Origin of the sequence: Streptomyces hydrogenans (assembly GCF_014656075.1) — a bacterium.
Lineage (GTDB): Bacteria > Actinomycetota > Actinomycetes > Streptomycetales > Streptomycetaceae > Streptomyces > Streptomyces hydrogenans.
The window spans coordinates 60,168-82,842 of sequence record NZ_BNBS01000014.1; the positions used below are offsets into that span (position 1 = coordinate 60,168).

Below are 22,675 nucleotides of genomic sequence, written 5' to 3' on the forward strand. Positions count from 1 at the left end.
GGTCCGTGGCAGGATCGTCCCGTGGCCGAGACAGCATCGAAGAACCCCGCAGACACCCGCCCCCGCCTGCTCCTCATGGACGGGCACTCGCTCGCGTACCGGGCGTTCTTCGCACTGCCCGCGGAGAACTTCACCACCGTGACCGGGCAGCCGACGAACGCGATCTACGGCTTCGCGTCGATGCTGGCGAACACCCTGCGCGACGAGGCGCCCACGCACTTCGCCGTCGCCTTCGACGTGTCCCGCAAGACCTGGCGCTCGCAGGAGTTCCCCGAGTACAAGGCGAACCGTTCCAAGACCCCCGACGAGTTCAAGGGCCAGGTCGAGCTGATCGGCGAGCTCCTCGACGCCATGCACGCGCCGCGGTTCGCCGTCGACGGCTTCGAGGCCGACGACATCATCGCCACCCTGGCCACCCAGGCCGAGGCCGCGGGCTTCGAGGTCCTCATCGTCACCGGCGACCGGGACTCCTTCCAGCTGGTGTCCGAGCACACCACGGTGCTCTACCCCACCAAGGGCGTCTCCGAGCTGACCCGCTTCACCCCGGAGAAGGTCCAGGAGAAGTACGGCCTCACGCCCAACCAGTACCCCGACTTCGCCGCCCTGCGCGGCGACCCGTCCGACAACCTCCCGGGGATCCCCGGCGTCGGCGAGAAGACCGCCGCCAAGTGGATCAACCAGTTCGGCTCCTTCGCCGAGCTGGTCGAGCGCGCCGACGAGGTCAAGGGCAAGGCCGGGCAGAACTTCCGGGACCACCTGGAGTCCGTCAAGCTCAACCGCGTCCTCACCGAGATGGTCCGGGACGTCGAGCTGCCGAGGACCGTCGCCGACCTGGCCCGCGAGCCGTACGACCGCAAGGCCGTCGCCCTGCTCCTCGACACCCTGGAGATCCGCAACCCCTCGCTGCGCGAGCGGCTCCTCGCCGTCGACCCCGGCTCCGCCGAGGAGGCCGAGCCGGCCCCCGCCCCCGGCGTCGAGCTCGACTTCACCGTCCTCGGCGCCGGCGAGCTCGCCCCCTGGCTGGCCGAGCACGGCACCGGGACCCTCGGCGTCGCCACCGTCGACAGCTGGGGCCTCGGCACCGGCAGCGTCTCCGAGATCGCCCTGGCCAGCCCCGGCGGCGAGGCCGCCTGGTTCGACCCCAGCGAGCTGGACGCGGCCGACGAGCAGGCGTGGGCCGCCTGGATCGCCGACCCGGAGCGCCCCAAGGTCCTGCACAACGCCAAGGGCGCGATGCGGGTCTTCCCCGAGCACGGCTGGAGCGTCGCCGGCGTCGCCATGGACACCGCGCTCGCCGCCTACCTGGTCAAGCCCGGCCGCCGCTCCTTCGCCCTGGACGCGCTCTCCCTGGAGTACCTCGGCCGCGAGCTGGCGCCCGCCGCCGCCACCGAGGGCCAGCTCGCCTTCGGCGCCGAGGACCACGCCGAGGCCGAGGCCCTGATGACCCAGGCCCGCGCCGTCCTCGACCTCGGGGCCGCCTTCGAGTCCAAGCTCGACGAGGTCGGCGCCCGCGGCCTGCTGTACGACGTGGAGCTGCCCACCTCCGTCCTCCTGGCCCGCCTGGAGCGGCACGGCATCGCCGCCGACCGCGACCACCTGGAGGCGATGGAGCAGCAGTTCGCCGGGGCGGTGCAGCAGGCCGTCAAGGAGGCCCACGCCTCCGTCGGCCACGAGTTCAACCTCGGCTCGCCCAAGCAGCTCCAGGAGGTCTTCTTCGGCGAGCTGAACCTCCCGAAGACCAAGAAGACCAAGACCGGCTACACGACGGACGCCGACGCGCTCGCCTGGCTGGCCGGCCAGACCGAGCACGAGCTCCCGGTGATCATGCTCCGCCACCGCGAGCAGGCCCGGCTGCGCTCCACCGTCGAGGGCCTGATCAAGACCGTCGCCGCCGACGGCCGGATCCACACCACCTTCAGCCAGACCGTCGCCGCCACCGGCCGCCTCTCCTCCACCGACCCCAACCTGCAGAACGTGCCGGTGCGGACGGACGAGGGCCGCGCCATCCGGCACGGCTTCGTCGTCGGCGAGGGCTTCGAGTCCCTCATGACCGCCGACTACAGCCAGATCGAGCTGCGGGTCATGGCCCACCTCTCCGAGGACGCGGGCCTCATCGAGGCGTTCACCTCCGGCGAGGACCTGCACACCACCGTCGCCTCCCAGGTCTTCGGCGTCGAGCGGTCCGCCGTCGACGCCGAGATGCGCCGCAAGATCAAGGCCATGTCGTACGGCCTCGCCTACGGCCTCTCCGCCTTCGGCCTCTCCCAGCAGCTGAACATCGACCCGGGCGAGGCCCGCGGCCTGATGGACACCTACTTCGAGCGCTTCGGCGGGGTGCGGGACTACCTGCGCCGGGTCGTCGACGAGGCCCGCGCCACCGGCTACACCGAGACCATGCTCGGCCGCCGCCGCTACCTGCCGGACCTCAACAGCGACAACCGCCAGCGCCGCGAGGCCGCCGAGCGGATGGCGCTCAACGCCCCGATCCAGGGCACCGCCGCCGACATCGTCAAGGTCGCGATGCTCAACGTCGACCAGGCCCTCACCGAGGCCGGCCTCGCCTCCCGGATGCTCCTCCAGGTCCACGACGAAATCGTCCTGGAGATCGCCCCCGGCGAGCGCGAGCGGGTCGAGGCCCTGGTCCGCGCGCAGATGTCGGCCGCCGCCGACCTCCGCGCCCCGCTCGACGTCTCCGTCGGCGTCGGCCCGGACTGGGACTCGGCCGCGCACTGACCCGGCACCGCCCACCGGTGGCCGCACCCCCGCCCGGGGGTGCGGCCACCGGCGTGTGCGCCAAGTGGCGCACTCCCGGGGGCTGCGCGGCGGGAGCGCTCCCGGGACCGGGGGCGTGATCACGACCCGCCGCTCCCGGCCGCGCGTCCGGGTGCTGCTCGACGTCCTGCTCGGCGCGCCCACCGTCCAGCCCGCCGAGACCCGACGGGCGCCCGCCCCCTGCGCCTCGCCCCGGGAGCCCTCTCTCGCCGCCGCCCTCTCCCGGGACCTCGCCGCCGCGCTCGACGGACGGGAGAGCACGGTCGCCGTCGCCGTCCGCCACCCCGTTCGGGGCCTGCGCTGCGAGCTGGACGACAGCCGCCTCTACGGCTCCGCCGCCGCGCTCTGGCAGGGCCTCTCCCGCGACCGCCTCGACCGCGTGCTGCGCGAGGCCGGCTCGCCCTGCTCGCCGCCGTCTCCCGCCGCCCCCGGGCCCTCGCCCTGATGGGCCGGGTCGTCGCGAGCCAGGCGTGGGGCGTCACCGCCGGCGCGCCCCGCACGGTGGGGGTCCGCCTCGAGAACGGCCGGCTGCCCCGCGCCACCCACGGCCGCCGCGGGCACAGCGTCGGCATCGTCCGCGGTACGGGCTCCGCCGCCGTGGCCACCGACTTCCGGATGGCGCTGCTCAGCCACGACAACACCTCCATGGGCTACGGGGGCGACACCCTGGAGGGCGTCGACCTCGCCGTCCACCGCCGTCTCTCCGGAGCGCCCCCGCCCGAGGCCGGACCCCGGCGGCGGAGATCAGCGAACGCCCGGACGGGAGCGCGCCGCACGGCCGTCCGCCCCCTCCTCCGCCGCCTCCGGAGCGGGGACCGGCTCCAGGGACCGGCTCCGCCCCCGGCCCCCTTCCCGCTCTCGCAGCCGCGCGGCCGTCCCGTACAGCAGCAGCCCCACGACGAGCCCCGCGCCCGCCCCGAAACAGGCGGTCGGGATGATGTCGAGCGGGGTCTCGATCCGGTCCCAGCCCCAGTACGCCGCCCAGCGCAGCACCCGGTGCGCGACCCCCGCCACCACGCACGCCCCGATCAGCGCCGCCGGCGCCCGCCGCTCCCGCCGCCCCGGCACCCGCACCGAGCCCGGCGTCCCGGACCCGGCCGGCACCGACCGCAGGGCCCGGGCCGCGAACCAGCCGAGCAGCCCGAGGGCCAGCGCCGAACCGCCGTACTGCGCGTACAGGTAGACCGGGAAGCCGCCCACCACCTCCGCCAGGAACGGCACGGCCCGCGTCCCCCACCGGTCCAGGTGCGTGAAGGCGTCCCAGACGACGTGGGTGGTCGCGCCGATCACCGCGGAGACGACGAACCACGCCACGAGCCCGGCCGGCCGCCGCTCCCGCCACGGGCGGCCGCGCACCACCCCGTACACCCGGCCGCGCCACCGCCCGGGCAGCAGCCCGACCAGCGGCTCGCGCACCGTCAGCCACGACCCCACCAGGACGGCGGTGATGAGCACGTCGACGGTGACGAGCCCGACGGGGGAGTGGGTCACCTCCCCGAACTCCATCGCCCCGGGCACCGCCGTCGCCGCGAAGTAGGTGAGGTCGGGGGAGAAGCTGCCGGCGACGAGGGCCGAGGCGACGAGCGGGCCGCGCGCGGTGCCGTCCCACCGCAGCCCCGGCAGGACCGCGGCGGCGTGACTCAGGGTGAAGGGCACGGAAGGAACCTCCCGGTCGTACGGATGATCGGCCCGAGTGCAAGAGGTACCGCACCGCCGGGACGGTTCCCGGGAACGCTCCCGGGTCCGGAGTGCGGACCTCCGTGTCCGGCCGCCGGGAGGCCAAGGGGTGACGAAAGCGTGAAACACGGTCAGCTCGTGGTGTCCTGTGATACGGACATCGCATAGGGTCGCCTGAGGCCACGCGCGGGGAGCGTGCGGCCGCAGTCGAATGGGGAGGGAGCACCGGTATGGCAGCGCAATTCGGCCGCCGTCTGCGCAGGGGAGCCACGAGCGGCGCGATCGTGGCCGCCGCGGTCGCGGCGCTGGCCGCCTCGCAGGGCCCGGGGGCGCTCCCGCCGCCGACCGACAACCTCAGCGGCGACAGCGCCATCGGCGCCGGCGACGCCACCACCCCGCCCGGTGGCGGGGACGGCGGATCGGCGACCGGCGACTCGCCGTACTACACCGACCTGCCGCCGCTGAACACCCCGAACCGCCCCGGGGTGGCACCCACCGCGCCCACGGTGCCGATCGTCACCGGCCCCGCCGAGGCCGGCATACCCGCGACCGTCCTCGCCGCCTACCGGCGCGCCGAGGCGTCGGTCCGCGCCTCCGACCCCTCCTGCAACCTGCCGTGGCAACTCCTCGCCGGCATAGGCAAGGTCGAGTCCGGGCAGGCCCGCGGCGGCCGTGTCGACGGCAACGGCACCACCCTCTCCCCGATCCTCGGCCCGGCCCTCGACGGCAACGGCTTCGCCCTCATCCAGGACACCGACCGCGGTGCCTTCGACGGCGACACCACCCACGACCGCGCCGTCGGCCCCATGCAGTTCATCCCGTCCACCTGGGCCGTCTGGGGCCAGGACGCCAACGGCGACGGGAAGAAGGACCCCAACAACATCTACGACGCCGCCCAGGCCGCGGGCATGTACCTGTGCGCCGGCGGCCGGAACCTGGCGATCAAGGCCGACCTCGACCGGGCGATCCTCAGCTACAACCGCTCCACCGAGTACCTCACCACCGTCCTCACCTGGTTCGAGTACTACGGCCGCGGCACCCACACCGTCCCCGACGGCACGGGCCAGCTGCCGGTCGACCGCAGCGACCGGTTCGGCCCCGACCGGCCGCTGCGCCCGACGGCGCCCACCTCTCCGTCGCCGAGCACCACCCCGACGCCGGACCGGCCTTCGCCGAAGCCCACGAACCCGGCCCCGACCACGCCGCCGAAGCCGACCGAGCCGACGAAGCCGCCGACCACCGAGCCGACCCGGCCGCCCGTCGGCACGCCCGTCGAGATCCCGCCGACCCTCCGGGTCGCCCGCCTCAAGCCCGGCACGGCGGCACTGACCGCGGTCACCGAGAGCACCTTCGCGCAGGCCGCGACCGTCACCGCCGTGGACGCCGCCGGCCGCCCGGTCGCCGGCGTCAGCGTCCGCTTCGAGCTCCCGGCCACCACCGACGCCCGCTTCCCCGCCGGCGCCACCACGGTCACCGTCACCTCGGACGCCCGGGGCGTCGCCAAGGCCCCCGCCCTGCGCGCCGGCGAGAAGGCCGAACCCTTCACGATCCGCGCCTCCGTCCCCGGCCGCTCCCTGACCGCCGAACTGAAGGCCACCGTCGAGGTCCGCAAGGCCGACGCCCTCGCCCGGGTCGGCGACGCCGCCCTGACCGCCACCACCGGCGGCGACTACGCCGAGGTCACCGTGGAGGGCCGCCTCGACGGCGCGCTCGCCCCCGGCGTGACCGTCACCGCGGTCGTCACCGACTCGGCGGACTCCGCCCAGCAGAGCGCCGACGGCCCGTCCTTCGGCAAGGACGCGGCGGGCAACTCGATCCGCACCAAGGTCCTGAAGACCGACGCGAACGGCCGTCTGTCGATCAAGGGCCTCGTCGCGGGCGAGAAGGCGGGCTCCTACGTCCTGCTGCTCACCGCGCCCGGCGGCGGCACCGCCAAGCTGACGCTCACCGTCACCGAGCCGGCCACCACGCCGCCCGCCTCCCCGGACCCGACCACCGACCCGGCGCCGACCGCGTCCGAGTCCCCGTCGGCCCCGGCGTCCCCGTCCGGCTCCGCCTCGGCCTCGCCGTCCGCGAGCACGTCGCCCACCGCCTGACCCGCACCTCCTTCCTCCGCGCCGCCCCCGCCGTCCCTCCCGGGACGCCGGGGGCGGCGCGCGTTTCGGTTCGCCCCGCCACGAGCTGTTCTCATCTCACCGCCGCGTTGCTACGGTGCCCCCGCCCTGACGACCCATCAGATCACCTGCCGGGAGGCCGACCATGCGCGCCCTCGTCGCCGCCGCGATCGGACTTGTGCCCGTCCTGCTCTTCGTCCTGCTCGTCTCCCTGGTCGATCTGCCGCCCGACGGCCCCACCTCGCCCAGACCCCTGCTCACCGCCGACCCCGGCCCCAAGAAGTAGGGAGCCCCCCCGTGCGCCGCCGAGCCAGCCTCGTCCTCCTCTCCTTCGCCGTCTTCTTCGCCGCCATGGCCCCCACCCTGCGCTGGTACGCCTTCCCCCGGCTGGCCAAGATCCCGCCGAACCAGTACCAGGAGGTGGTCCTGGAGGCCCGCCCCGCGACCCTCCTCGACTACGGCACCCTCAAGTCCCGCGAGGTCGAGAAGATCACCATCGTCCAGACCCTCAAGGGCAACGTGGAGGAGTCGAAGCGGATCGAGGCCGGCACCGACCGCGACGTCGTCGTCTGGGACGGCCTCTCCTACGTCATGGGACCCGACGGCAAGATGGTGTCCAAGATCCCCGAGCGGTACGTCTTCGACGCCCACACCCAGGACCCCGTGAACGTGCCCGGAGAGATGGTCGACGGCGACCCGGTCAAGCGCGAGGGCATCGAGTTCAAATGGCCCTTCCTCACCGAGAAGCGCGACTACCTCTACTTCGACGCCCAGACCCGCACCTCGGCCCCCATCCACTACGCGGGCACCCGCACCTTCCGCGGCCTGGAGGTCTACTACTACGAGCAGACCATCCCCTGGACCCAGGTCCCCATGCCCAAGGCCATGCCCGTCGAGGGCATCACCCCCGAGGTCATCGCCAGCACCGGCCTCACCCGCTGGTACACCACGAAGCGGATGTTCTGGGTCGAGCCCGTCACCGGAGCCCCCGTCAACGGCGAGGAGATCCACAAGGAGGAGCTCCGCGGCGCCAAGGCCCTGATGGGCACCGACACCCTCACCGTCTTCTCCGGCCACGTGAAGATGCGCGAGGACTACGTCGCCGACACCGTCGAGCTGGTCTCCGCCAACCGCACCACCGTCCTCCTCCTCGTCTCCCGGCTGCCCTGGACCTTCACCCTCCTCGCCCTGCTCCTGCTCGCCCTCGCGCTCTGGCTGGAGCACCGCTCCCGCCGCCCCGCCCCCGCCGCCGCCCCGAAGGCCGTCCCCGAGCCGGTCACCCCTCCCGTCTGAGCCGCGCGCTCGTGTGCCGGGTCGGCGCCGCGCCCGAGGGGTCCTCCGGCCACGGGTGCTTCGGGTACCGCCCCCGCAGCTCCGCCCGCACCGCCCGGTAGCCGTCCCGCCAGAACGACGCCAGGTCGGCGGTCACCGCCGCCGGCCGCCCGGCGGGGGAGAGCAGGTGCACCAGCACCGGCACCCCCGCCACCCGCGGCGTCTCGGCGAGACCGAACATCTCCTGGAGCTTCACCGCCAGCACCGGCCGCCCCTCGCCGTACGCCACCCGGATCCGCGATCCGCTCGGCACCTCGATCCGCTCCGGCGCCAGCTCGTCCAGCCGCCCCGCCTCACCCGTGGCCCACGGCAGCAGCCGCCGCAGCGCCTCCCCGGCGTCGATCCGCCCCAGGTCCGCCCGCCGCGCCGCCCGCGACAGCTCCGGCTCCAGCCACTCCCCGGCCCGCTCCACCAGAGCCTCCTCCGTCACGTCCGGCCAGGCCCCGCCGACCGCCCCGTGCAGGAACGCCAGCCGCTCCCGCAGCTCCACCGCCTCCCGCCCCCACCGCAGCAGCCCCGTCCCCTCTCTCCGCAGCCCGTCGAGCAGCGCCTCCCGCACCAGCGCCGGCTCGGCCCCCGCACCCAGCGGGCGGACGGTCAGCTCCACCGCCCCCAGCCGCTCCACGGACCGCGCGACCACGTCGCCGTCCTCCCAGCGCACCTCCTCACCCGCCCGGAACAGGTGCCCCGCCGCCTTCCGCGCCACGGCCTCGTCCACCACCGCCGCCAGCCGCACCCGCGCCGTGGCGTCCCGGGCCGTCCGGTCCGCCACCGCCACCGCCAGCCACGGCGCCGACCGCAGCCCCGAACCCTCCGCGAGCCGCGCCCCGCCACCGGACACCATCAGGTGCCCGCCCTGCTCCCGCGCCCGCGCCACCCGCTCCGGGAACGCCAGCGCCGTCACCACCCCCGCCACCGCGTCGTCCCCGGCCCGGCCCCCCGACCCGCGGCCCGCACCGTCGTCCTCCCCGTCCGAGGCGGCCGCCCGCTCCAGCCGCCGCACCTCCGCCTTCCACCGCGCCCCGTACGCGTCCCCGCCCCGGCGGGCCTCCCGCCAGGCCACCGCCAGATCGTCCCCGTACTCCCGGGGCGGCTCCTCGCTCAGCAGTGCCACCACCTCGGCCGCCCGCCGCGCGCCCACCTCCGCAGCCCCGTCGAGCAGCGCCCGCCCCAGCCGCGGATGCACCCCGAGCCGAGCCATCCGCACCCCGCGCCCGGTCGCCTTCCCGGACCCGTCCACCGCCCCGATCGCCGCCAGCACCGCGCGGGCCGCCGACAGCGCCCCGGCCGGCGGCGCGTCGAGCAGCGCCAGCCCCTCCGCCGTCGGATCGCCCCAGCAGGCGGCCCGCAGCGCGAAGCCGGCCAGGTCCGCGATCCGGATCTCCGGCGCCGGGAACCGCGCCCGCCCGCTCTCCTCCGCCTCCGCCCAGCACCGGTACACCGTCCCCGGCGCCTCACGCCCCGAGCGCCCCGCCCGCTGCGTCGCCGCCGCGGCCGACACCGGCACCGTCGCCAGCGAGCCCAGCCCCCGGGCGTGGTCCATCCGCGGCTCCCGGGCCAGCCCCGCGTCCACCACCACCCGCACCCCCGGCACCGTGAGGCTCGACTCCGCCACCGACGTCGACAGCACCACCCGCCGCCGTCCGTCCGGCCCCGCACCCCGCAGCACCGCGTCCTGCACCGCCGCCGGAGCCCGCCCGTGCAGCTGGAGCACCTCGGCGTCCACCCCGGCCAGGAGCCCCGCCGTCCGCGCGATCTCCCCGGTGCCGGGCAGGAAGCACAGGACGTCGCCCTCGTGCCGCGCCAGCGCCTCCCGGACCGTCGCCGCCACGTGCCGCAGCAGCGCCGGATCCACCCAGGTGCCGTGCGCCGGCCGGATCCCCGACGGCGGCGGCACGTGGACCACCGCGAAACCGTGCCCCTCGCCCTCGCTGCGCACCACCGGCGCCGGCCCGCCGCCCTCCTGCACGGTCAGCAGCCGCGCCCACGCCTCCGCGTCGCTGGTCGCCGAGGCCGCGACGACCCCCAGCTCCGGCCGCAGCGCGGCCCGCACGTCCACCAGGAACGCCAGGGCCGTGTCGGCGTCCAGGTGTCGCTCGTGACACTCGTCGAGCAGCACCACGTCCACCCCCGCCAGCTCCGGGTCCCGCTGGAGCCGCTGGAGGAGGAGGCCCGTCGTCACCACCTCGACCCGCGTCGAGGGACCGGCCCGCCGCTCCCCGCGCACCGCGAAGCCGACCGTCCGCCCGACCTCCTCGCCCAGCAGCCACGCCATCCGCCCGGCCGCCGCCCGCACCGCCATCCGACGCGGCTCCGCCACCAGCACCCGCCGCTCCGGCCCGTCCCCTATGAGACCCGCGAGGGCCAGCGGCACGAGCGTGGTCTTGCCGGTGCCGGGCGGCGCGTGCAGCACCGCCGTGCCGCGCCCGTCGAGCGCGGCCAGCAGCTCGGGAACGGCATGCCGGACGGGAAGCAGATCGAGTACGTCGTTTCGGATCACGCACTCAGTCTCGTACGCGAAAGAAAAAAGGCGGGCCCGGTTATCCACAGGCCCGCCCATAAGTACGACTGTCCGACCGATCGACCGTGACGGGTCAGTCCTCGCGCTCGCACACGAAGATCGCCGTGCCCGGGATCAGGTTGCCCCGCAGCGGGGACCAGCCGCCCCACTCCTGGCCGTTCCACGCCGGCCACTCGGGCTCGACCAGGTCCAGCAGTCGGAAGCCGCCCGCCACCACGTCCCGCACCCGGTCGCCCAGTGTGCGGTGGTGCTCCACGTACACCGCCCGCCCCGCCGCGTCCTGCTCGACGTACGGCGTGCGGTCGAAATAGGAGGCGGAGACCGACAGGCCCTCCGGCCCGGGCTCGTCCGGGAACGCCCAGCGGATCGGGTGCGTCACCGAGAACACCCAGCGTCCGCCGGGCCGCAGCACCCGGCGCACCTCGCGGAAGACCCGCACCGGATCGGCCACGAACGGCACCGCGCCGTAGGCCGAGCACGCCAGGTCGAAGGAGCCGTCGCGGAACGGCAGCGCCCCCGCGTCCGCCTCGACCAGCGGCACCTCCCCGCCGATCCGCAGGGCGTGCTGGAGCTGCCGGTGCGACAGGTCGAGCGCCACCGGCCGGGCGCCCCGCGCCGCCAGCCAGCGCGAGCACTGCGCGGCGCCCGCCCCGATCTCCAGGACGTCGAGCCCCTTCAGTTCCTCCGCCGGCCCGAGCAGCCCGGCCTCGGCCTCGTCCAGGCCCTCCGGACCCCACACGAACCGGTCGTCGCCGAGGAAGGCGCCGTGGTCGTTCTGGTACTCGTCGGCGTTCCGGTCCCACCAGCCGCGGCTGGCCCGGCTGCTCTCCGCGTCGCCCGCGTCACGCCGGGTCGCCTCCGCCTCGTCCTCGTCCGTCTCGAAGCGGTCGTCCTGTTCGTACTCTTGGTTCATCTCGCCCGTCGATGTAGTTTGCGCTCAGTGCCGTGGAACGGCGGAGGCCCGCCGATGGCCTGCGGGCGGACACGAGTTGTGCCGGGTTCATGCGGTTCTGCCCCGGGTGCGCGCTTCGCGCATTGACCCTGTCCGGCCGTCCCCGTATGCTAAAGGTTGCGCTGCGGGCCTGCGCGCCTCAGACGGAGCAGGCCGCGCTCGCACCTGTTGCAGTCCCCTCGGTTCACGAGGCGCCTCCGTTCTCCGGAAGGCGCTTCATCGGCTGTCTGGCTTCTTCAGTGCGATACGGGCTCTCGGCGTAGCAGTACCTACGACTTTCTGTCCGTAACCGGAGCCCTTTCCCACATGACGAGCAGCACCGAGACCACCGCCACCAGCACCACCCCGCAGGTTGCGGTCAACGACATCGGTAACGAGGAAGCCTTCCTCGCCGCGATCGACGAGACGATCAAGTACTTCAACGACGGCGACATCGTCGACGGCGTCATCGTGAAGGTCGACCGGGACGAGGTCCTGCTCGACATCGGTTACAAGACCGAAGGTGTCATCCCGAGCCGCGAGCTCTCGATCAAGCACGATGTCGACCCCAACGAGGTCGTCAAGGTCGGCGACGAGATCGAGGCCCTGGTTCTCCAGAAGGAGGACAAGGAAGGCCGCCTGATCCTCTCGAAGAAGCGCGCCCAGTACGAGCGCGCCTGGGGCACCATCGAGAAGATCAAGGAAGAGGACGGCATCGTCACCGGTACCGTCATCGAGGTCGTCAAGGGTGGTCTCATCCTCGACATCGGCCTCCGCGGCTTCCTCCCGGCCTCCCTGGTCGAGATGCGTCGCGTCCGCGACCTCCAGCCCTACGTGGGCAAGGAGCTCGAGGCGAAGATCATCGAGCTGGACAAGAACCGCAACAACGTGGTCCTGTCCCGCCGCGCCTGGCTCGAGCAGACCCAGTCCGAGGTCCGCCAGACCTTCCTCACGACCCTCCAGAAGGGTCAGGTCCGCTCCGGCGTCGTGTCCTCGATCGTCAACTTCGGTGCCTTCGTGGACCTGGGTGGCGTCGACGGCCTCGTGCACGTCTCCGAGCTGTCCTGGAAGCACATCGACCACCCGTCCGAGGTTGTCGAGGTCGGCCAGGAGGTCACCGTCGAGGTTCTCGACGTGGACATGGACCGCGAGCGTGTCTCCCTGTCGCTGAAGGCGACGCAGGAGGACCCGTGGCAGCAGTTCGCCCGCACCCACCAGATCGGCCAGGTCGTCCCCGGCAAGGTCACCAAGCTGGTTCCGTTCGGTGCGTTCGTCCGCGTCGACGAGGGCATCGAGGGTCTGGTCCACATCTCCGAGCTGGCCGAGCGCCACGTGGAGATCCCGGAGCAGGTCGTCCAGGTCAACGACGAGATCTTCGTCAAGGTCATCGACATCGACCTCGAGCGTCGCCGGATCTCGCTGTCCCTGAAGCAGGCCAACGAGTCCTTCGGTGCCGACCCGGCGTCGGTCGAGTTCGACCCGACCCTGTACGGCATGGCCGCGTCCTACGACGACCAGGGCAACTACATCTACCCCGAGGGCTTCGACCCCGAGACCAACGACTGGCTCGAGGGCTACGAGACCCAGCGCGAGGCGTGGGAGGCCCAGTACGCCGAGGCGCAGGCTCGCTTCGAGCAGCACCAGGCGCAGGTCATCAAGTCCCGCGAGGCCGACGAGGCCGCCGCTGCCGAGGGCGCTGCCGCCCCGGCCGCCGGCAACGCCGGTGCGGGCATCTCGGGTGGCTCCTACTCCTCGGAGTCGGACGACAACGCCGGCGCCCTGGCGTCGGACGAGGCCCTCGCCGCCCTGCGCGAGAAGCTGGCCGGCGGCCAGAGCTGAACAGGCTCACCGCTGAGCAGCGCTAGTCGCTAGCACAACCGGGGCCCGCTCCCTCCCGGGGGAGCGGGCCCCGGTCGCGTTCTCCGGCGAGGACCGGAGCCCGGCCGGGAATGACCTTGCGCCCCGGGACGTTCTTCCATGAGACGCGAGGAGGAGCGGTAACCGTGCTTGATCCCCAGGATTTGTACGAGTGGGACGCCAAGGGCCTGGCCGTGGTGGACCTGGCCCTGGCACAGGAGTCGACCGGGCTGGTCATGCTCTACCACTTCGACGGCTACATCGACGCGGGAGAGACCGGCGAGCAGATCGTCGAGCGCGTGCTCGACACCCTGCCGAACCAGGTGGTCGCCCGCTTCGACCACGACCGACTGGTGGACTACCGGGCCCGCCGCCCGCTGCTGACCTTCCGGCGCGACCGCTGGACCGAGTACGAGACGCCCGCCCTGGAGGTCCGGCTCGTCCAGGACGCCACCGGCGCCCCCTTCCTCGTGCTGACCGGCCCCGAGCCGGACGTCGAGTGGGAGCGCTTCGCCGCCGCCGTCGGCCAGATCGTCGAACGGCTCGGCGTACGGCTCGCGGTCAACTTCCACGGCATCCCCATGGGCGTGCCGCACACCCGGCCCGTCGGCCTCACCCCGCACGGCAACCGCACCGACCTCATGCCCGGCCACCGCAGCCCCTTCGACGAGGCCCAGGTGCCCGGCAGCGCCGAGTCCCTCATCGAGTTCCGCCTCACCGAGGCCGGCTTCGACACCCTCGGCGTGGCCGCCCACGTGCCGCACTACGTCGCCCGGTCCCCCTACCCGGACGCGGCGCTCACCGCCCTGGAGGCCGTCACCGCCGCCACCGGACTGGTCCTCCCCGGCGTCGCCCACGCGCTGCGCACCGAGGCCCGCCGCACCCAGACGGAGATCGACCGCCAGATCGGCGAGGGTGACGAGGAGCTGGTCACCCTGGTCCAGGGCCTTGAGCACCAGTACGACGCGATGGCCGGCGCGGAGACCCGCGGCAGCCTGGTCGCCGAGCCCGTCGACCTGCCCTCGGCCGACGAGCTGGGCCGCGAGTTCGAGCGCTTCCTCGCCGAACGGGAGGGCGACGCCTGACCCGGCGGAGCCAGGGCCTAAGCTGCCGCCCATGCTGAAGGTGGGCCTGACCGGCGGAATCGGCGCCGGCAAGAGTGAGGTGTCGCGGCTGCTCGTCTCCTACGGGGCCGTGCTGATCGACGCGGACCGGATCGCCCGCGAGGTCGTCGAACCGGGCACCCCGGGCCTCGCGGCGGTCGTGGCCGCCTTCGGGGACGGCGTCCTGACCGGCGACGGCACCCTGGACCGGCCGAAGCTGGGCTCCATCGTCTTCGCCGACCCGGAGCGGCTGGCCACGCTGAACGCGATCGTCCACCCGCTCGTCGGCGCCCGGTCGGCCGAGCTGGAGAGCGCCGCGGGCCCCGGGGACGTGGTGATCCACGACGTGCCCCTGCTGACCGAGAACGGCCTCGCGTCCCTCTACGACCTCGTGGTCGTCGTCGACGCCTCGCCCGAGACCCAGCTCGACCGGCTGGTCCGGCTCCGGGGCATGGCCGAAGCGGAGGCTAAGGCCCGCATGGCCGCGCAGGCCACCCGCGCGGACCGGCTGGAGATCGCCGACCTCGTGATCGACAACGACGGCCCGCTGGACGCCCTGGAACCCCAGGTGCGCGAGGTCTGGGACGAGCTGACGCGGCGGACGGCCGACCGCGCCTGAACCCCGGCACACCCCGTTCGGTGTTCCGGGACCGGATCGTGGGAAGGATGCAGTTCATGGCCGAGAGAAATCCGGAGACGCACGTCATCGACTTCCGAGCCGCCGAGCAGCTGCTGGCCGCGCGGGATCCGCGTGGTGCCGTGAAACTGCTGGACTCGGTCATCGCCGAGCACCCGGAGAACACCGCGGCCCGCCTGCTGCGGGCGCGGGCCTTCTTCGCCGCCGCCCAGCTGCGGCCCGCGCAGCTGGAGTTCGAGCTGGTGCTGGAGCGCGAGCCGGACAACGCCTTCGCGCACTTCGCCCTCGCCCGCACCCTCCAGCGCTCCGGGCAGGACGCGCAGGCCACCCGGCACTTCCGCCTGGCCGCGGCGCTCGACCCCCGGCCCGAGTACGTACGGGCCGCCGGTTTCGGCACCGAGGACTGACCGCGACACGGCGGGGGCTCAGGGCTCCCGGCCGTCGGGGTCCCGGGTGCCGCGACCCCGGGGGGCCCGGTCGCCGTGGTCCGGCTCGTACGGGGGGATGTCGCGGCCCGGCTGCCAGTGCGGGCCCTGCCGCAGATGGCGCAGGACCATCGACATGTCGACCGCGACCACCAGGAACAGCACCCCGCAGGCCACCGCCCAGCCGGGGCGGCCCACCAGTACGAAGACCACCGTGCCGAAGACCGCCCACACCATTCCCCAGGCACTCAGCCAGAACCGCAGCCGCAGTGCGCTGCGCGCGGTGGCCGGTTCGCTACCGGTACGCATGACGGCGCCTTCTCCCGTCGGATCCCACCTGTCGGGCACTTCCAGCATGTACCCGCCCGGGGGCGAAGGGAACGGCGCGGTGCCGCCGCGGCTCAGTGCACGATGGTGTAGCTGTGCCAGGCCAGGGTGCCCGGCGCGATCGAGTCGGTGCTGTTGGTGGGCAGGTAGATCGTGTCCTCGCCCCGGCAGTGCGGGGTCCGGTAGAGGATCAGGTCCACCAGGGTGCCGTTCTCGACCCGCGTCGCACCGAGCGGGAGCCGGTGGCAGCCCTGCACCGGCGGGCTCATCACCCGCACGACCTTCGCCCCGCGCGCCTCGTAGGTGACGGGGCCGACGGCGGTGCGGCCGAGGCCCGAGCAGCCCGCGACCGTGAGCGTGAGCAGCACGGCCCCGGTGGCGGTCGTGAGACGCCGGCGAACGGACATGGCGGATCCCCTTCGGTCGGGCTAGCGAGGCGGTCGGCGGCAGCCCCGAGGGCGAAAGCCCTGGTCGACGCCACTTTCCCGCCCCCGGGGGCCGCTGTCATCCGGGGTTGGGCCGGTCGGGGGACGCGCGTCCGCGACCGTTGTCAGACCCCGCCCGTAAGGTCTGGGGTACCGACGTGGAAGCTCCGCGCCGGATCGGTGGACCCCGGGGGAGGAGGGCGGCACGTGACGGAGCGCTGGACGGCCCGTGCCGCCGTCTTCCTGCCGGCCGCGCTGCCCCGCGACGGCCGGATCGCCCTCTGGGCACCCGACGGGACGGCCCTGGCCGCGCCCGACGGCCTCGCCGGGGCGGAGTCCACCCGGATCACCGTCGTCCGCAGGCACGGCACCGGCGCCCGCGGCCGGGAGGTGCCCGCCGTCACCCTGCCCGTCGCCACCGCGCTTCCCCTGCTGGTCGCCGCCCGGCACCGCCCCGCCGCCCACCCCGCCGCCGCCCGCTGGGGCGCGGCCGCCCTGCACGCCCTGCACCTCGTCGCCCGGGGCCGGCTGCTGCCCGGGCTCACCGCCGACGACCTCGACGCCTGGCGGGCCGGTCCGCTCGACGCCGAGGACATCGCCCATCTGCGGGCCGTCGCCGCCGCCATGCCGTACGAGGCGCACGCGGTGCCCGTCGCCGGGTCGGGCCCGCTCGGGCTGCCCGACCCGGAGGCCCTGGTGCGGGCCTTCCTGGACGCGGTCGCCGACACCCTGCCCCGTACCCCCGCCGCCGTGCACGCGGTGGGCGCGCCTTTCGCCGCCGCGGCGCCGCAGCACCTGCCGGGGGCCCGGGCCTGGGCCGCCGAGGCCGCCGCCGGCATGGACGCCGGGGTGCGGATCTCGCTCCGCCTCGACCTCTCCGCCGCCGAGCTCTTCGACACCGCCGAGGACGCCGAGGGCGGCCCCGAGCGGCAGGCCGCGGCCGCCGTCCTCCAGGTGCACAGCCTCGCCGACCCGACCCTCGTCATCGACGCCGCCGCCCTCTGGGCCGGGGAGGGCGAGCACTTCGGCCCCCGCGCCCGGATCGACGCCCTCCTCGCCCTGCGTCGCGCCGCCCGGATCTGGCCCCCGCTCGGCCGGCTCCTGGAGCGGGACGCGCCGGACGTCCTCGCCGTCACCGAGGCCGAGCTGTACGAGCTGCTGGGCCCCGCCGCGGCCCGGCTCGCCGACGCGGGGGTCGCCCTGCACTGGCCGCGCGACCTGGCCCGCTCGCTCAGCGCCTCGGCCGTCGTCCGCCCCGCCCGCTCCGCGCCCGGTTCCGCCACCGACGGCACCAGCTTCTTCGACTCCACCGAACTGCTCCGCTTCGACTGGCAGCTCGCCCTCGACGGCGATCCGCTCACCCAGGGCGAGATGGACGTCCTCGCCGAGGCCCACCGCCCCGTCGTACGGCTCCGCGACCGCTGGGTCGTCGTCGACCCCGATCTCGTCCGCAAGGCCCGCAAGCGCGAACTGGGCCTGCTGGAACCGGTCGACGCCCTCGCCGCCGCCCTCACCGGCAGCGCCGAGGTCGACGGCGAGACGGTCCCCGCCGTGCCCGTCGGCGCGCTCGCGGTCCTCCGCGACCGGCTGCTCGCCGGCCCCGAGGCGGCCGCGCCGCCGCCCGGACTCACCGCCACCCTGCGGGACTACCAGCTCCGCGGCCTCGCCTGGCTCGACCTGATGACCTCGCTGGGCCTCGGCGGCTGCCTCGCCGACGACATGGGCCTCGGCAAGACGGTCACCCTCCTCGCCCTCCACCTGCGCCGGGCCCGCCGCGAGCCCACCCTCGTCGTCTGCCCGGCCTCCCTCCTCGGCAACTGGCAGCGGGAGGCGGCCCGGTTCGCCCCCGGCGTGCCGGTCCGCCGCTTCCACGGCACCGCGCGCGAGCTCGGCGACCTCGACGGCGGGATCGTCCTCACCACCTACGGCACCCTGCGCACCCGCGCCGCCCAGCTCGCCGAGCGGCCCTGGGGGATGATCGTCGCCGACGAGGCCCAGCACGTGAAGAACCCCTTCTCCGCCACCGCCAAGGCGCTGCGGACCCTGCCCGCGCCCGCGCGGGTCGCCCTCACCGGCACGCCCGTGGAGAACAACCTCTCCGAGCTGTGGGCCCTCCTCGACTGGACCACCCCCGGACTCCTCGGCCCCCTCAAGGCCTTCCGGGCCCGGCACGCCCGCGCCGCGGAGAACCACGAGGAGCTGGAGAACGAGGAGGCGGTGGAGCGGCTAGCCCGCCTCGTCCGCCCCTTCCTGCTGCGCCGCCGCAAGTCCGACCCCGGCATCGTGCCCGAGCTGCCGCCCAAGACCGAGTCCGACCACCCGGTGCCGCTCACCCGTGAACAGGCGTCGCTGTACGAGGCGGTGGTCCGCGAGACGCTGGGCCGGATCGAGGAGGCCGAGGGGATGGCCCGGCGCGGACTGGTGATGAAGCTGCTGACCTCTCTCAAGCAGATCTGCAACCACCCCGCCCAGTACCTCAAGGAGGATGCCCCGCGCGGCGGCACCGCCCGCCTCGCCGGCCGCTCCGGCAAGCTGGCCCTCCTCGACGAACTGCTCGACACCATCCTCGCCGAGGGCGGCTCCGTCCTGGTCTTCACCCAGTACGTGTCGATGGCCCGGCTCCTCGCCGACCACCTCACCGCCCGCGGGATCGGCAGCCAACTCCTCCACGGAGGCACCCCCGTGGCGGAGCGGGAGCGGATGGTCGACCGCTTCCAGGCCGGCGAGGTCCCCGTCTTCCTGCTCTCCCTCAAGGCCGCCGGCACCGGCCTCAACCTCACCCGCGCCGGCCACGTCGTGCACTACGACCGCTGGTGGAACCCGGCGGTCGAGGACCAGGCCACCGACCGCGCCTACCGGATCGGGCAGACCCAGCCCGTGCAGGTCCACCGGCTCGTCACCGAGGGCACCGTCGAGGACCGCATCGCCGAACTGCTCCGCGCCAAGAAGGCCCTGGCCGACGCCGTCCTGGGCTCCGGCGAGGCCGCCTTCACCGAGCTCACCGACCGAGAGCTGGCCGATCTGGTCTCCCTGAGGAGGTCCGCGTGAACCGCCCCGGAGCCCGGGCCGCCCGCCCCGCGCCGGGGGCCGGTCCCCGCCACGACGACCGCCGTCGCACCTTCCCGGCCGTGCCGCCCCGCGAGACCGCCGACGGCCGCTTCGCCGCCACCTGGTGGGGCAACGCCTGGGTGGCCGCCCTGGAGCGCACCGCCCTCGACCAGGCCCGCCTCGGCCGGGGCCGGGCCTACGCGGAGCGCGGCCACGTCGACGCGATCACCGTCACCCCCGGCCGGGTCGTCGCCTATGTGCACGGCAGCCGGATCCGCCCGTACCGCACCGAGATCCGGATGCGGACCCTCGGCGACGACGGCTGGGAGCTGTTCCTCGACGAGGCCGCGGGCCGCCCCGAGCACATGGCCGCCCTCCTCGACAAGGAGGTCCCGCACGCCCTGGAGGCGGTCGAGGGGCTGCTGCCCGCCCCCGGCGACCTGCTGCCCGACTGCTCCTGCCCCGACGACGGCTTCCCCTGCAAGCACGCCGCCGCCCTCTGCTACCAGGCCGCCCGCCTCCTCGACGAGGACCCCTTCGTCCTCTTCCTGATGCGCGGACGGGGCGAGGGGGAGCTCCTCGCCGAGCTCTCCCGGCGCAACGCGGTCCGGTCCGCCGCCGAGAGCGCCGCCACCGCGCCCGTCCTGCCCGCCGTGCCCGCCCGCGAGGTGCTCACCGCCGGGCCCCCGCTGCCGCTGCCCCCGCCGTTGCCCCTCCCGGACCGGCCCGGGCGTCCCGCCGTCTTCCCGCCGGACCCGCACGCCCCCGACCCCCTCGCGCTCGACCTGCTGGCCGGCGAGGCCGCCGCCCGCGCCCACGCCTTCCTCGCCACCGGGCAGGATCCGGTCGCCGCCCTCACCCCCTGGCAGGACGCGGTCCGGCTGGCCGCCGCCCACCCCGGCTCCGGGCTCACCGCCTCGACCCGGGCGCTCTACCGGGACCTCGCGGACGCCCTCGACCGGACCCCCACCGATCTGGCCCGGGCCGTCGCCGCCTGGCGCCAGGGCGGAGCGGAGGGCCTCGCGGTCCTGGAGGAGCCCTGGGACCCGCCGGCCGGTCCGTTCGACCGCGCGAGACCCGCCCTCCTCGCCGCCGACTTCCCGGCCTTCCGGCCCTGGCGCAACCGGCTCTCCACCGGCTCGCTCCAACTCCGGCTGGGCAAGGACGGCCTGTGGTACCCGTACGAGTCGGACCGCGGCCGCGAGGACTGGTGGCCGCGCGGCACGCCCGACCCCGACCCGGTCGGAGCGCTCACCGAACTCCTCGGCCGGTAGCACCGTCCGAGGGAACACCCGCCTCGTCACTCGAACGGAAACTCCCTCGAAGGAGTGAAACCCGCCGACGGCCGGATCCGGCAGACGCGTTCGTCGCGTTTATTCCGGTACGGGCACTTGCCCGTGCAACTCCGGAAGGCAGGAAGCCATGAGGCAGATGCGCCGAAGTGGTCTGGCCACACTGTTGGTCACGGGTGGTGCGCTCGCGCTGTCGGCGGGCGCCGCCCACGCGGACTCGGGTGCCGAGGGCGCCGCGGTCGGCTCGCCGGGAGTCGGCTCCGGCAACACGCTCCAGCTGCCGGTCCACGTACCGGTCAACCTCTGCGGGAACACGGTCAACGTGGTCGGGCTGCTCAACCCGGCCATGGGCAACTCGTGCGCCAACACCTCGGCCCCGGCCGGGGAGGACCGGGACGGCGGCCCCGGCCGCACCCACAAGGACGAGGCCGTGACCCCGCGCGGCGGCGAGCAGACCGACAGCCGCGGCGGCTCCTCCGATGGCGGCGCGGTCAACGGCGGCGGATCCACCGCCGAGAGCCACGCCGAGGGCTCCCCGGGCGTGCTGTCCGGGAACGGCCTCCAGCTCCCGATCGACCTGCCGGTCAACGTCGTCGGCAACTCGGTCAACGTTGTGGGCGTCGGCAACCCGGCCGTGGGCAACACCGGGGTCAACGCCCCGAGCACCCCCGAGGAGCCGCAGGTCGAGATCCCGACCCCGCGCCCGCAGACCCCGGTGCGCAACCTGCCCCCGAAGCCGGTCGCCGAGCAGGAGAAGCCCTCCGTGCCCGCCCCGGCCCCGGCCCCGCAGGGCGAGAGCAGCACCCAGTCGCTCGCCGCGACCGGCAGCGAGCCCGTCGGCTACGCCGCCGCGGGCAGCGCCGCGCTCCTCCTCGGCGGCGCGCTGATGTACCGCCGCGCCCGCCGCGCGGCCGACCAGGTCTGACCCCCGGACCTCCCACGCCGGGGTCCGGCCCCGCCGACGCCCGAGCCGTCAGCGTCCGGCCCGGCGTCCCTCCGCGCCCGTCGTGCCCGTCACGCCGGGCGCGTCCCCGTGTCCGGAGGCGTCCCCCGGTCCGAGCCGAACGGCCCCGCGCGCCAGGCCCGCAGCACGGTCTCGATGGTGGGGGAGACCCGGGTGCGGGCCTGGTGCCGGGGGACGCCGCGCATCAGCAGCGCGTCGTACGGCGTGTCCACGTGCCGTACCGAGGCGCGCACCGCGGCCGTCACGGCGCCCCGGTCGAGGGCGCGTCCGGCGGCCGTCCTGCCCACCCGGCCGCTGCCCTTCGCCGAGGCGTGGACGGCGATCTCGGTCGCGCGCTCCGACGGCATCGCGGGGAACAGCCGCAGGATCTCCGCCCGCAGGGCCTCGGTGACCCCGGCGTCCCGCACCGCGCGCCGCTCCGCGTCCCGGGCCCGGCGCCTGGCCCGGGCCTCGGTGTCGGCGAGGCAGGCCGCCTCCGCCCGGGCGAGGGCCGCCTCCTCGACCAGCAGCCCCTGGCGTTCGTACCGGGTGCGGCGCCGGTTGTGGCGCACCACCACGGCCCACAGGGCGCTCTGTTCCCGGGCGCGCCGGGTGAGCGCGGTGTCGCCGCGGCGCAGGAAGACGAGGTGGCCGAGGTCGGCGCAGTCCAGGCAGACGGGACGGCCGTACTCGACGATCATGCGCTCCAGCGGGCCCCGGTGGCACTCCGAGCAGCGGCGGCGACGCAGCGGTTCGACGACGACGGGGGCGACGAGGTCCATGGCCGTGCCCCCTCAGCGGAGTCCGGGCGCGGCGGCGGCGATGAACCGGCCGAGGGCGTCCTTGGCCCGGTCGGACCGGCGTGCCCGGTCCGCCGTGCCCACCGCCTCGTGCATGCAGTGGGTCTCGTCGAACGCGGCCTCGGCGAGCCGCCGTAGGTCCGGGTCGTCGCAGACCAGCTGGACGCGGAAGAGGGCCTGGCGGGCCGCGGTCCGCTGCCGGTAGGAGGCGTGCCGGGACTCCTCGGCCTCCTCCGAGCCGGGCTCCTCGACGGCCCGGAACCAGCGGTCGTTCTGGCTGTGCCGGTACTCGACGACGGCGCCGGCGAACGCGCTGTAGGTGGTGATCCGCTCCTGGCGGAGCTGTTCGTGCCGGGTGAGCGCGGCCGTGCGCAGCGTCGCCCGGCCCTGGAACCAGTGGGTGGCGATCACGCCGAGGAGCGTGCCCGCCACCGCTATGAGCGCCACGTCCATGCCCGGTCGTCCTCCCCG

General features: G+C 74.9%; 19 protein-coding genes. 12 read left to right on the forward strand and 7 right to left on the reverse strand.

Translation table 11 applies throughout. The features are described 5' to 3' along the window. Positions 1–21 precede the first annotated feature (21 nt). Positions 22–2,733 carry a DNA polymerase I gene (gene polA, locus IE321_RS08975; RefSeq protein ID WP_190222409.1) on the forward strand — a complete coding sequence of 904 codons (2,712 nt, stop codon included), beginning with the start codon at positions 22–24 and terminating at the stop codon, positions 2,731–2,733. A gap of 115 nt (positions 2,734–2,848) precedes the next feature. Beyond that, positions 2,849–3,217: a hypothetical protein gene (locus IE321_RS08980; protein ID WP_190222410.1), complete on the forward strand. Its 369-nt coding sequence runs from the start codon at positions 2,849–2,851 to the stop codon at positions 3,215–3,217. Between the two features lie 299 nt (positions 3,218–3,516). On the opposite strand, the gene IE321_RS08985 is transcribed toward IE321_RS08980, so the two are convergent. Continuing rightward, on the reverse strand, positions 3,517–4,428 hold the full coding sequence (locus IE321_RS08985; RefSeq protein ID WP_190222411.1) for a DUF4184 family protein: 912 nt from the start codon (positions 4,426–4,428) through the stop codon (positions 3,517–3,519). A 251-nt stretch (positions 4,429–4,679) separates the two neighbouring features. On the opposite strand from IE321_RS08985, the gene IE321_RS08990 reads away from it, so the two are divergent. The 3 genes from IE321_RS08990 (at position 4,680) to pgfA (ending at position 7,856) form a co-directional block, all read left to right on the forward strand. Continuing rightward, positions 4,680–6,545: a lytic transglycosylase domain-containing protein gene (locus IE321_RS08990; protein WP_190222412.1), complete on the forward strand. Its 1,866-nt coding sequence runs from the start codon at positions 4,680–4,682 to the stop codon at positions 6,543–6,545. A 163-nt stretch (positions 6,546–6,708) separates the two neighbouring features. Next, positions 6,709–6,849, forward strand: a complete 141-nt coding sequence (locus IE321_RS08995; RefSeq protein ID WP_107063131.1) for an SPW_0924 family protein — start codon at positions 6,709–6,711, stop codon at positions 6,847–6,849. A gap of 11 nt (positions 6,850–6,860) precedes the next feature. Continuing rightward, complete coding sequence (pgfA, locus tag IE321_RS09000; RefSeq protein WP_190222413.1) at positions 6,861–7,856, forward strand: cell envelope lipid trafficking protein PgfA; 996 nt, start codon at positions 6,861–6,863, stop codon at positions 7,854–7,856. Here pgfA and hrpB read toward each other — a convergent pair. Together hrpB and IE321_RS09010 are read right to left on the reverse strand one after the other, a co-directional pair. Further along, positions 7,840–10,395: an ATP-dependent helicase HrpB gene (gene hrpB, locus IE321_RS09005; RefSeq protein WP_190222414.1), complete on the reverse strand. Its 2,556-nt coding sequence runs from the start codon at positions 10,393–10,395 to the stop codon at positions 7,840–7,842. The two genes, pgfA and hrpB, sit on opposite strands and share 17 nt — an antisense overlap. A gap of 94 nt (positions 10,396–10,489) precedes the next feature. Then, positions 10,490–11,329: a class I SAM-dependent methyltransferase gene (locus IE321_RS09010; RefSeq protein WP_043219299.1), complete on the reverse strand. Its 840-nt coding sequence runs from the start codon at positions 11,327–11,329 to the stop codon at positions 10,490–10,492. A 345-nt stretch (positions 11,330–11,674) separates the two neighbouring features. Here IE321_RS09010 and rpsA point away from each other — a divergent pair, with 345 nt between their 5' ends. The 4 genes from rpsA to IE321_RS09030 all read left to right on the forward strand — a co-directional run bounded on the left by rpsA (position 11,675) and on the right by IE321_RS09030 (position 15,351). Beyond that, positions 11,675–13,186 carry a 30S ribosomal protein S1 gene (gene rpsA, locus IE321_RS09015; protein ID WP_043219300.1) on the forward strand — a complete coding sequence of 504 codons (1,512 nt, stop codon included), beginning with the start codon at positions 11,675–11,677 and terminating at the stop codon, positions 13,184–13,186. A gap of 164 nt (positions 13,187–13,350) precedes the next feature. Continuing rightward, positions 13,351–14,289, forward strand: a complete 939-nt coding sequence (locus tag IE321_RS09020; RefSeq protein ID WP_043219302.1) for a PAC2 family protein — start codon at positions 13,351–13,353, stop codon at positions 14,287–14,289. 31 nt (positions 14,290–14,320) lie between these two features. Beyond that, positions 14,321–14,926 (forward strand): dephospho-CoA kinase, encoded by a 606-nt coding sequence (gene coaE, locus IE321_RS09025; RefSeq protein ID WP_043219303.1) that lies wholly within the window; start codon positions 14,321–14,323, stop codon positions 14,924–14,926. A gap of 56 nt (positions 14,927–14,982) precedes the next feature. Further along, positions 14,983–15,351, forward strand: a complete 369-nt coding sequence (locus IE321_RS09030) for a tetratricopeptide repeat protein (protein WP_043219305.1) — start codon at positions 14,983–14,985, stop codon at positions 15,349–15,351. A gap of 18 nt (positions 15,352–15,369) precedes the next feature. On the opposite strand, the gene IE321_RS09035 is transcribed toward IE321_RS09030, so the two are convergent. Further along, the gene (locus IE321_RS09035; RefSeq protein WP_051841605.1) at positions 15,370–15,678 is read right to left on the reverse strand and encodes a DUF6343 family protein; all 309 of its coding nucleotides are present in this window, start codon (positions 15,676–15,678) and stop codon (positions 15,370–15,372) included. A gap of 92 nt (positions 15,679–15,770) precedes the next feature. Continuing rightward, positions 15,771–16,103, reverse strand: coding sequence for a hypothetical protein (locus IE321_RS09040; RefSeq protein WP_043219307.1), 333 nt, complete (start codon positions 16,101–16,103; stop codon positions 15,771–15,773). A 225-nt stretch (positions 16,104–16,328) separates the two neighbouring features. Between IE321_RS09040 and IE321_RS09045 the strand changes: the two genes are divergently transcribed. The 3 genes from IE321_RS09045 to IE321_RS43010 all read left to right on the forward strand — a co-directional run bounded on the left by IE321_RS09045 (position 16,329) and on the right by IE321_RS43010 (position 21,386). After that, entirely contained in the window at positions 16,329–19,169 is a 2,841-nt protein-coding gene (locus IE321_RS09045) for an SCO1167/SCO6262 family helicase (protein WP_229916345.1), read from the forward strand. Then, complete coding sequence (locus IE321_RS09050; protein ID WP_190222416.1) at positions 19,166–20,443, forward strand: SWIM zinc finger family protein; 1,278 nt, start codon at positions 19,166–19,168, stop codon at positions 20,441–20,443. The genes IE321_RS09045 and IE321_RS09050 overlap by 4 nt, the downstream gene beginning before the upstream one ends. Before the next feature lie 148 nt (positions 20,444–20,591). Continuing rightward, on the forward strand, positions 20,592–21,386 hold the full coding sequence (locus tag IE321_RS43010; RefSeq protein ID WP_051841606.1) for a chaplin: 795 nt from the start codon (positions 20,592–20,594) through the stop codon (positions 21,384–21,386). 89 nt (positions 21,387–21,475) lie between these two features. Here the strand turns inward: IE321_RS43010 and IE321_RS09060 are convergent, their stop codons facing one another. Further along, positions 21,476–22,186: a DUF2293 domain-containing protein gene (locus IE321_RS09060; protein WP_051841607.1), complete on the reverse strand. Its 711-nt coding sequence runs from the start codon at positions 22,184–22,186 to the stop codon at positions 21,476–21,478. A 12-nt stretch (positions 22,187–22,198) separates the two neighbouring features. Continuing rightward, positions 22,199–22,657 carry a plasmid transfer protein KilB gene (gene kilB, locus IE321_RS09065; RefSeq protein ID WP_190222417.1) on the reverse strand — a complete coding sequence of 153 codons (459 nt, stop codon included), beginning with the start codon at positions 22,655–22,657 and terminating at the stop codon, positions 22,199–22,201. Between the last annotated feature and the right edge of the window lie 18 nt (positions 22,658–22,675).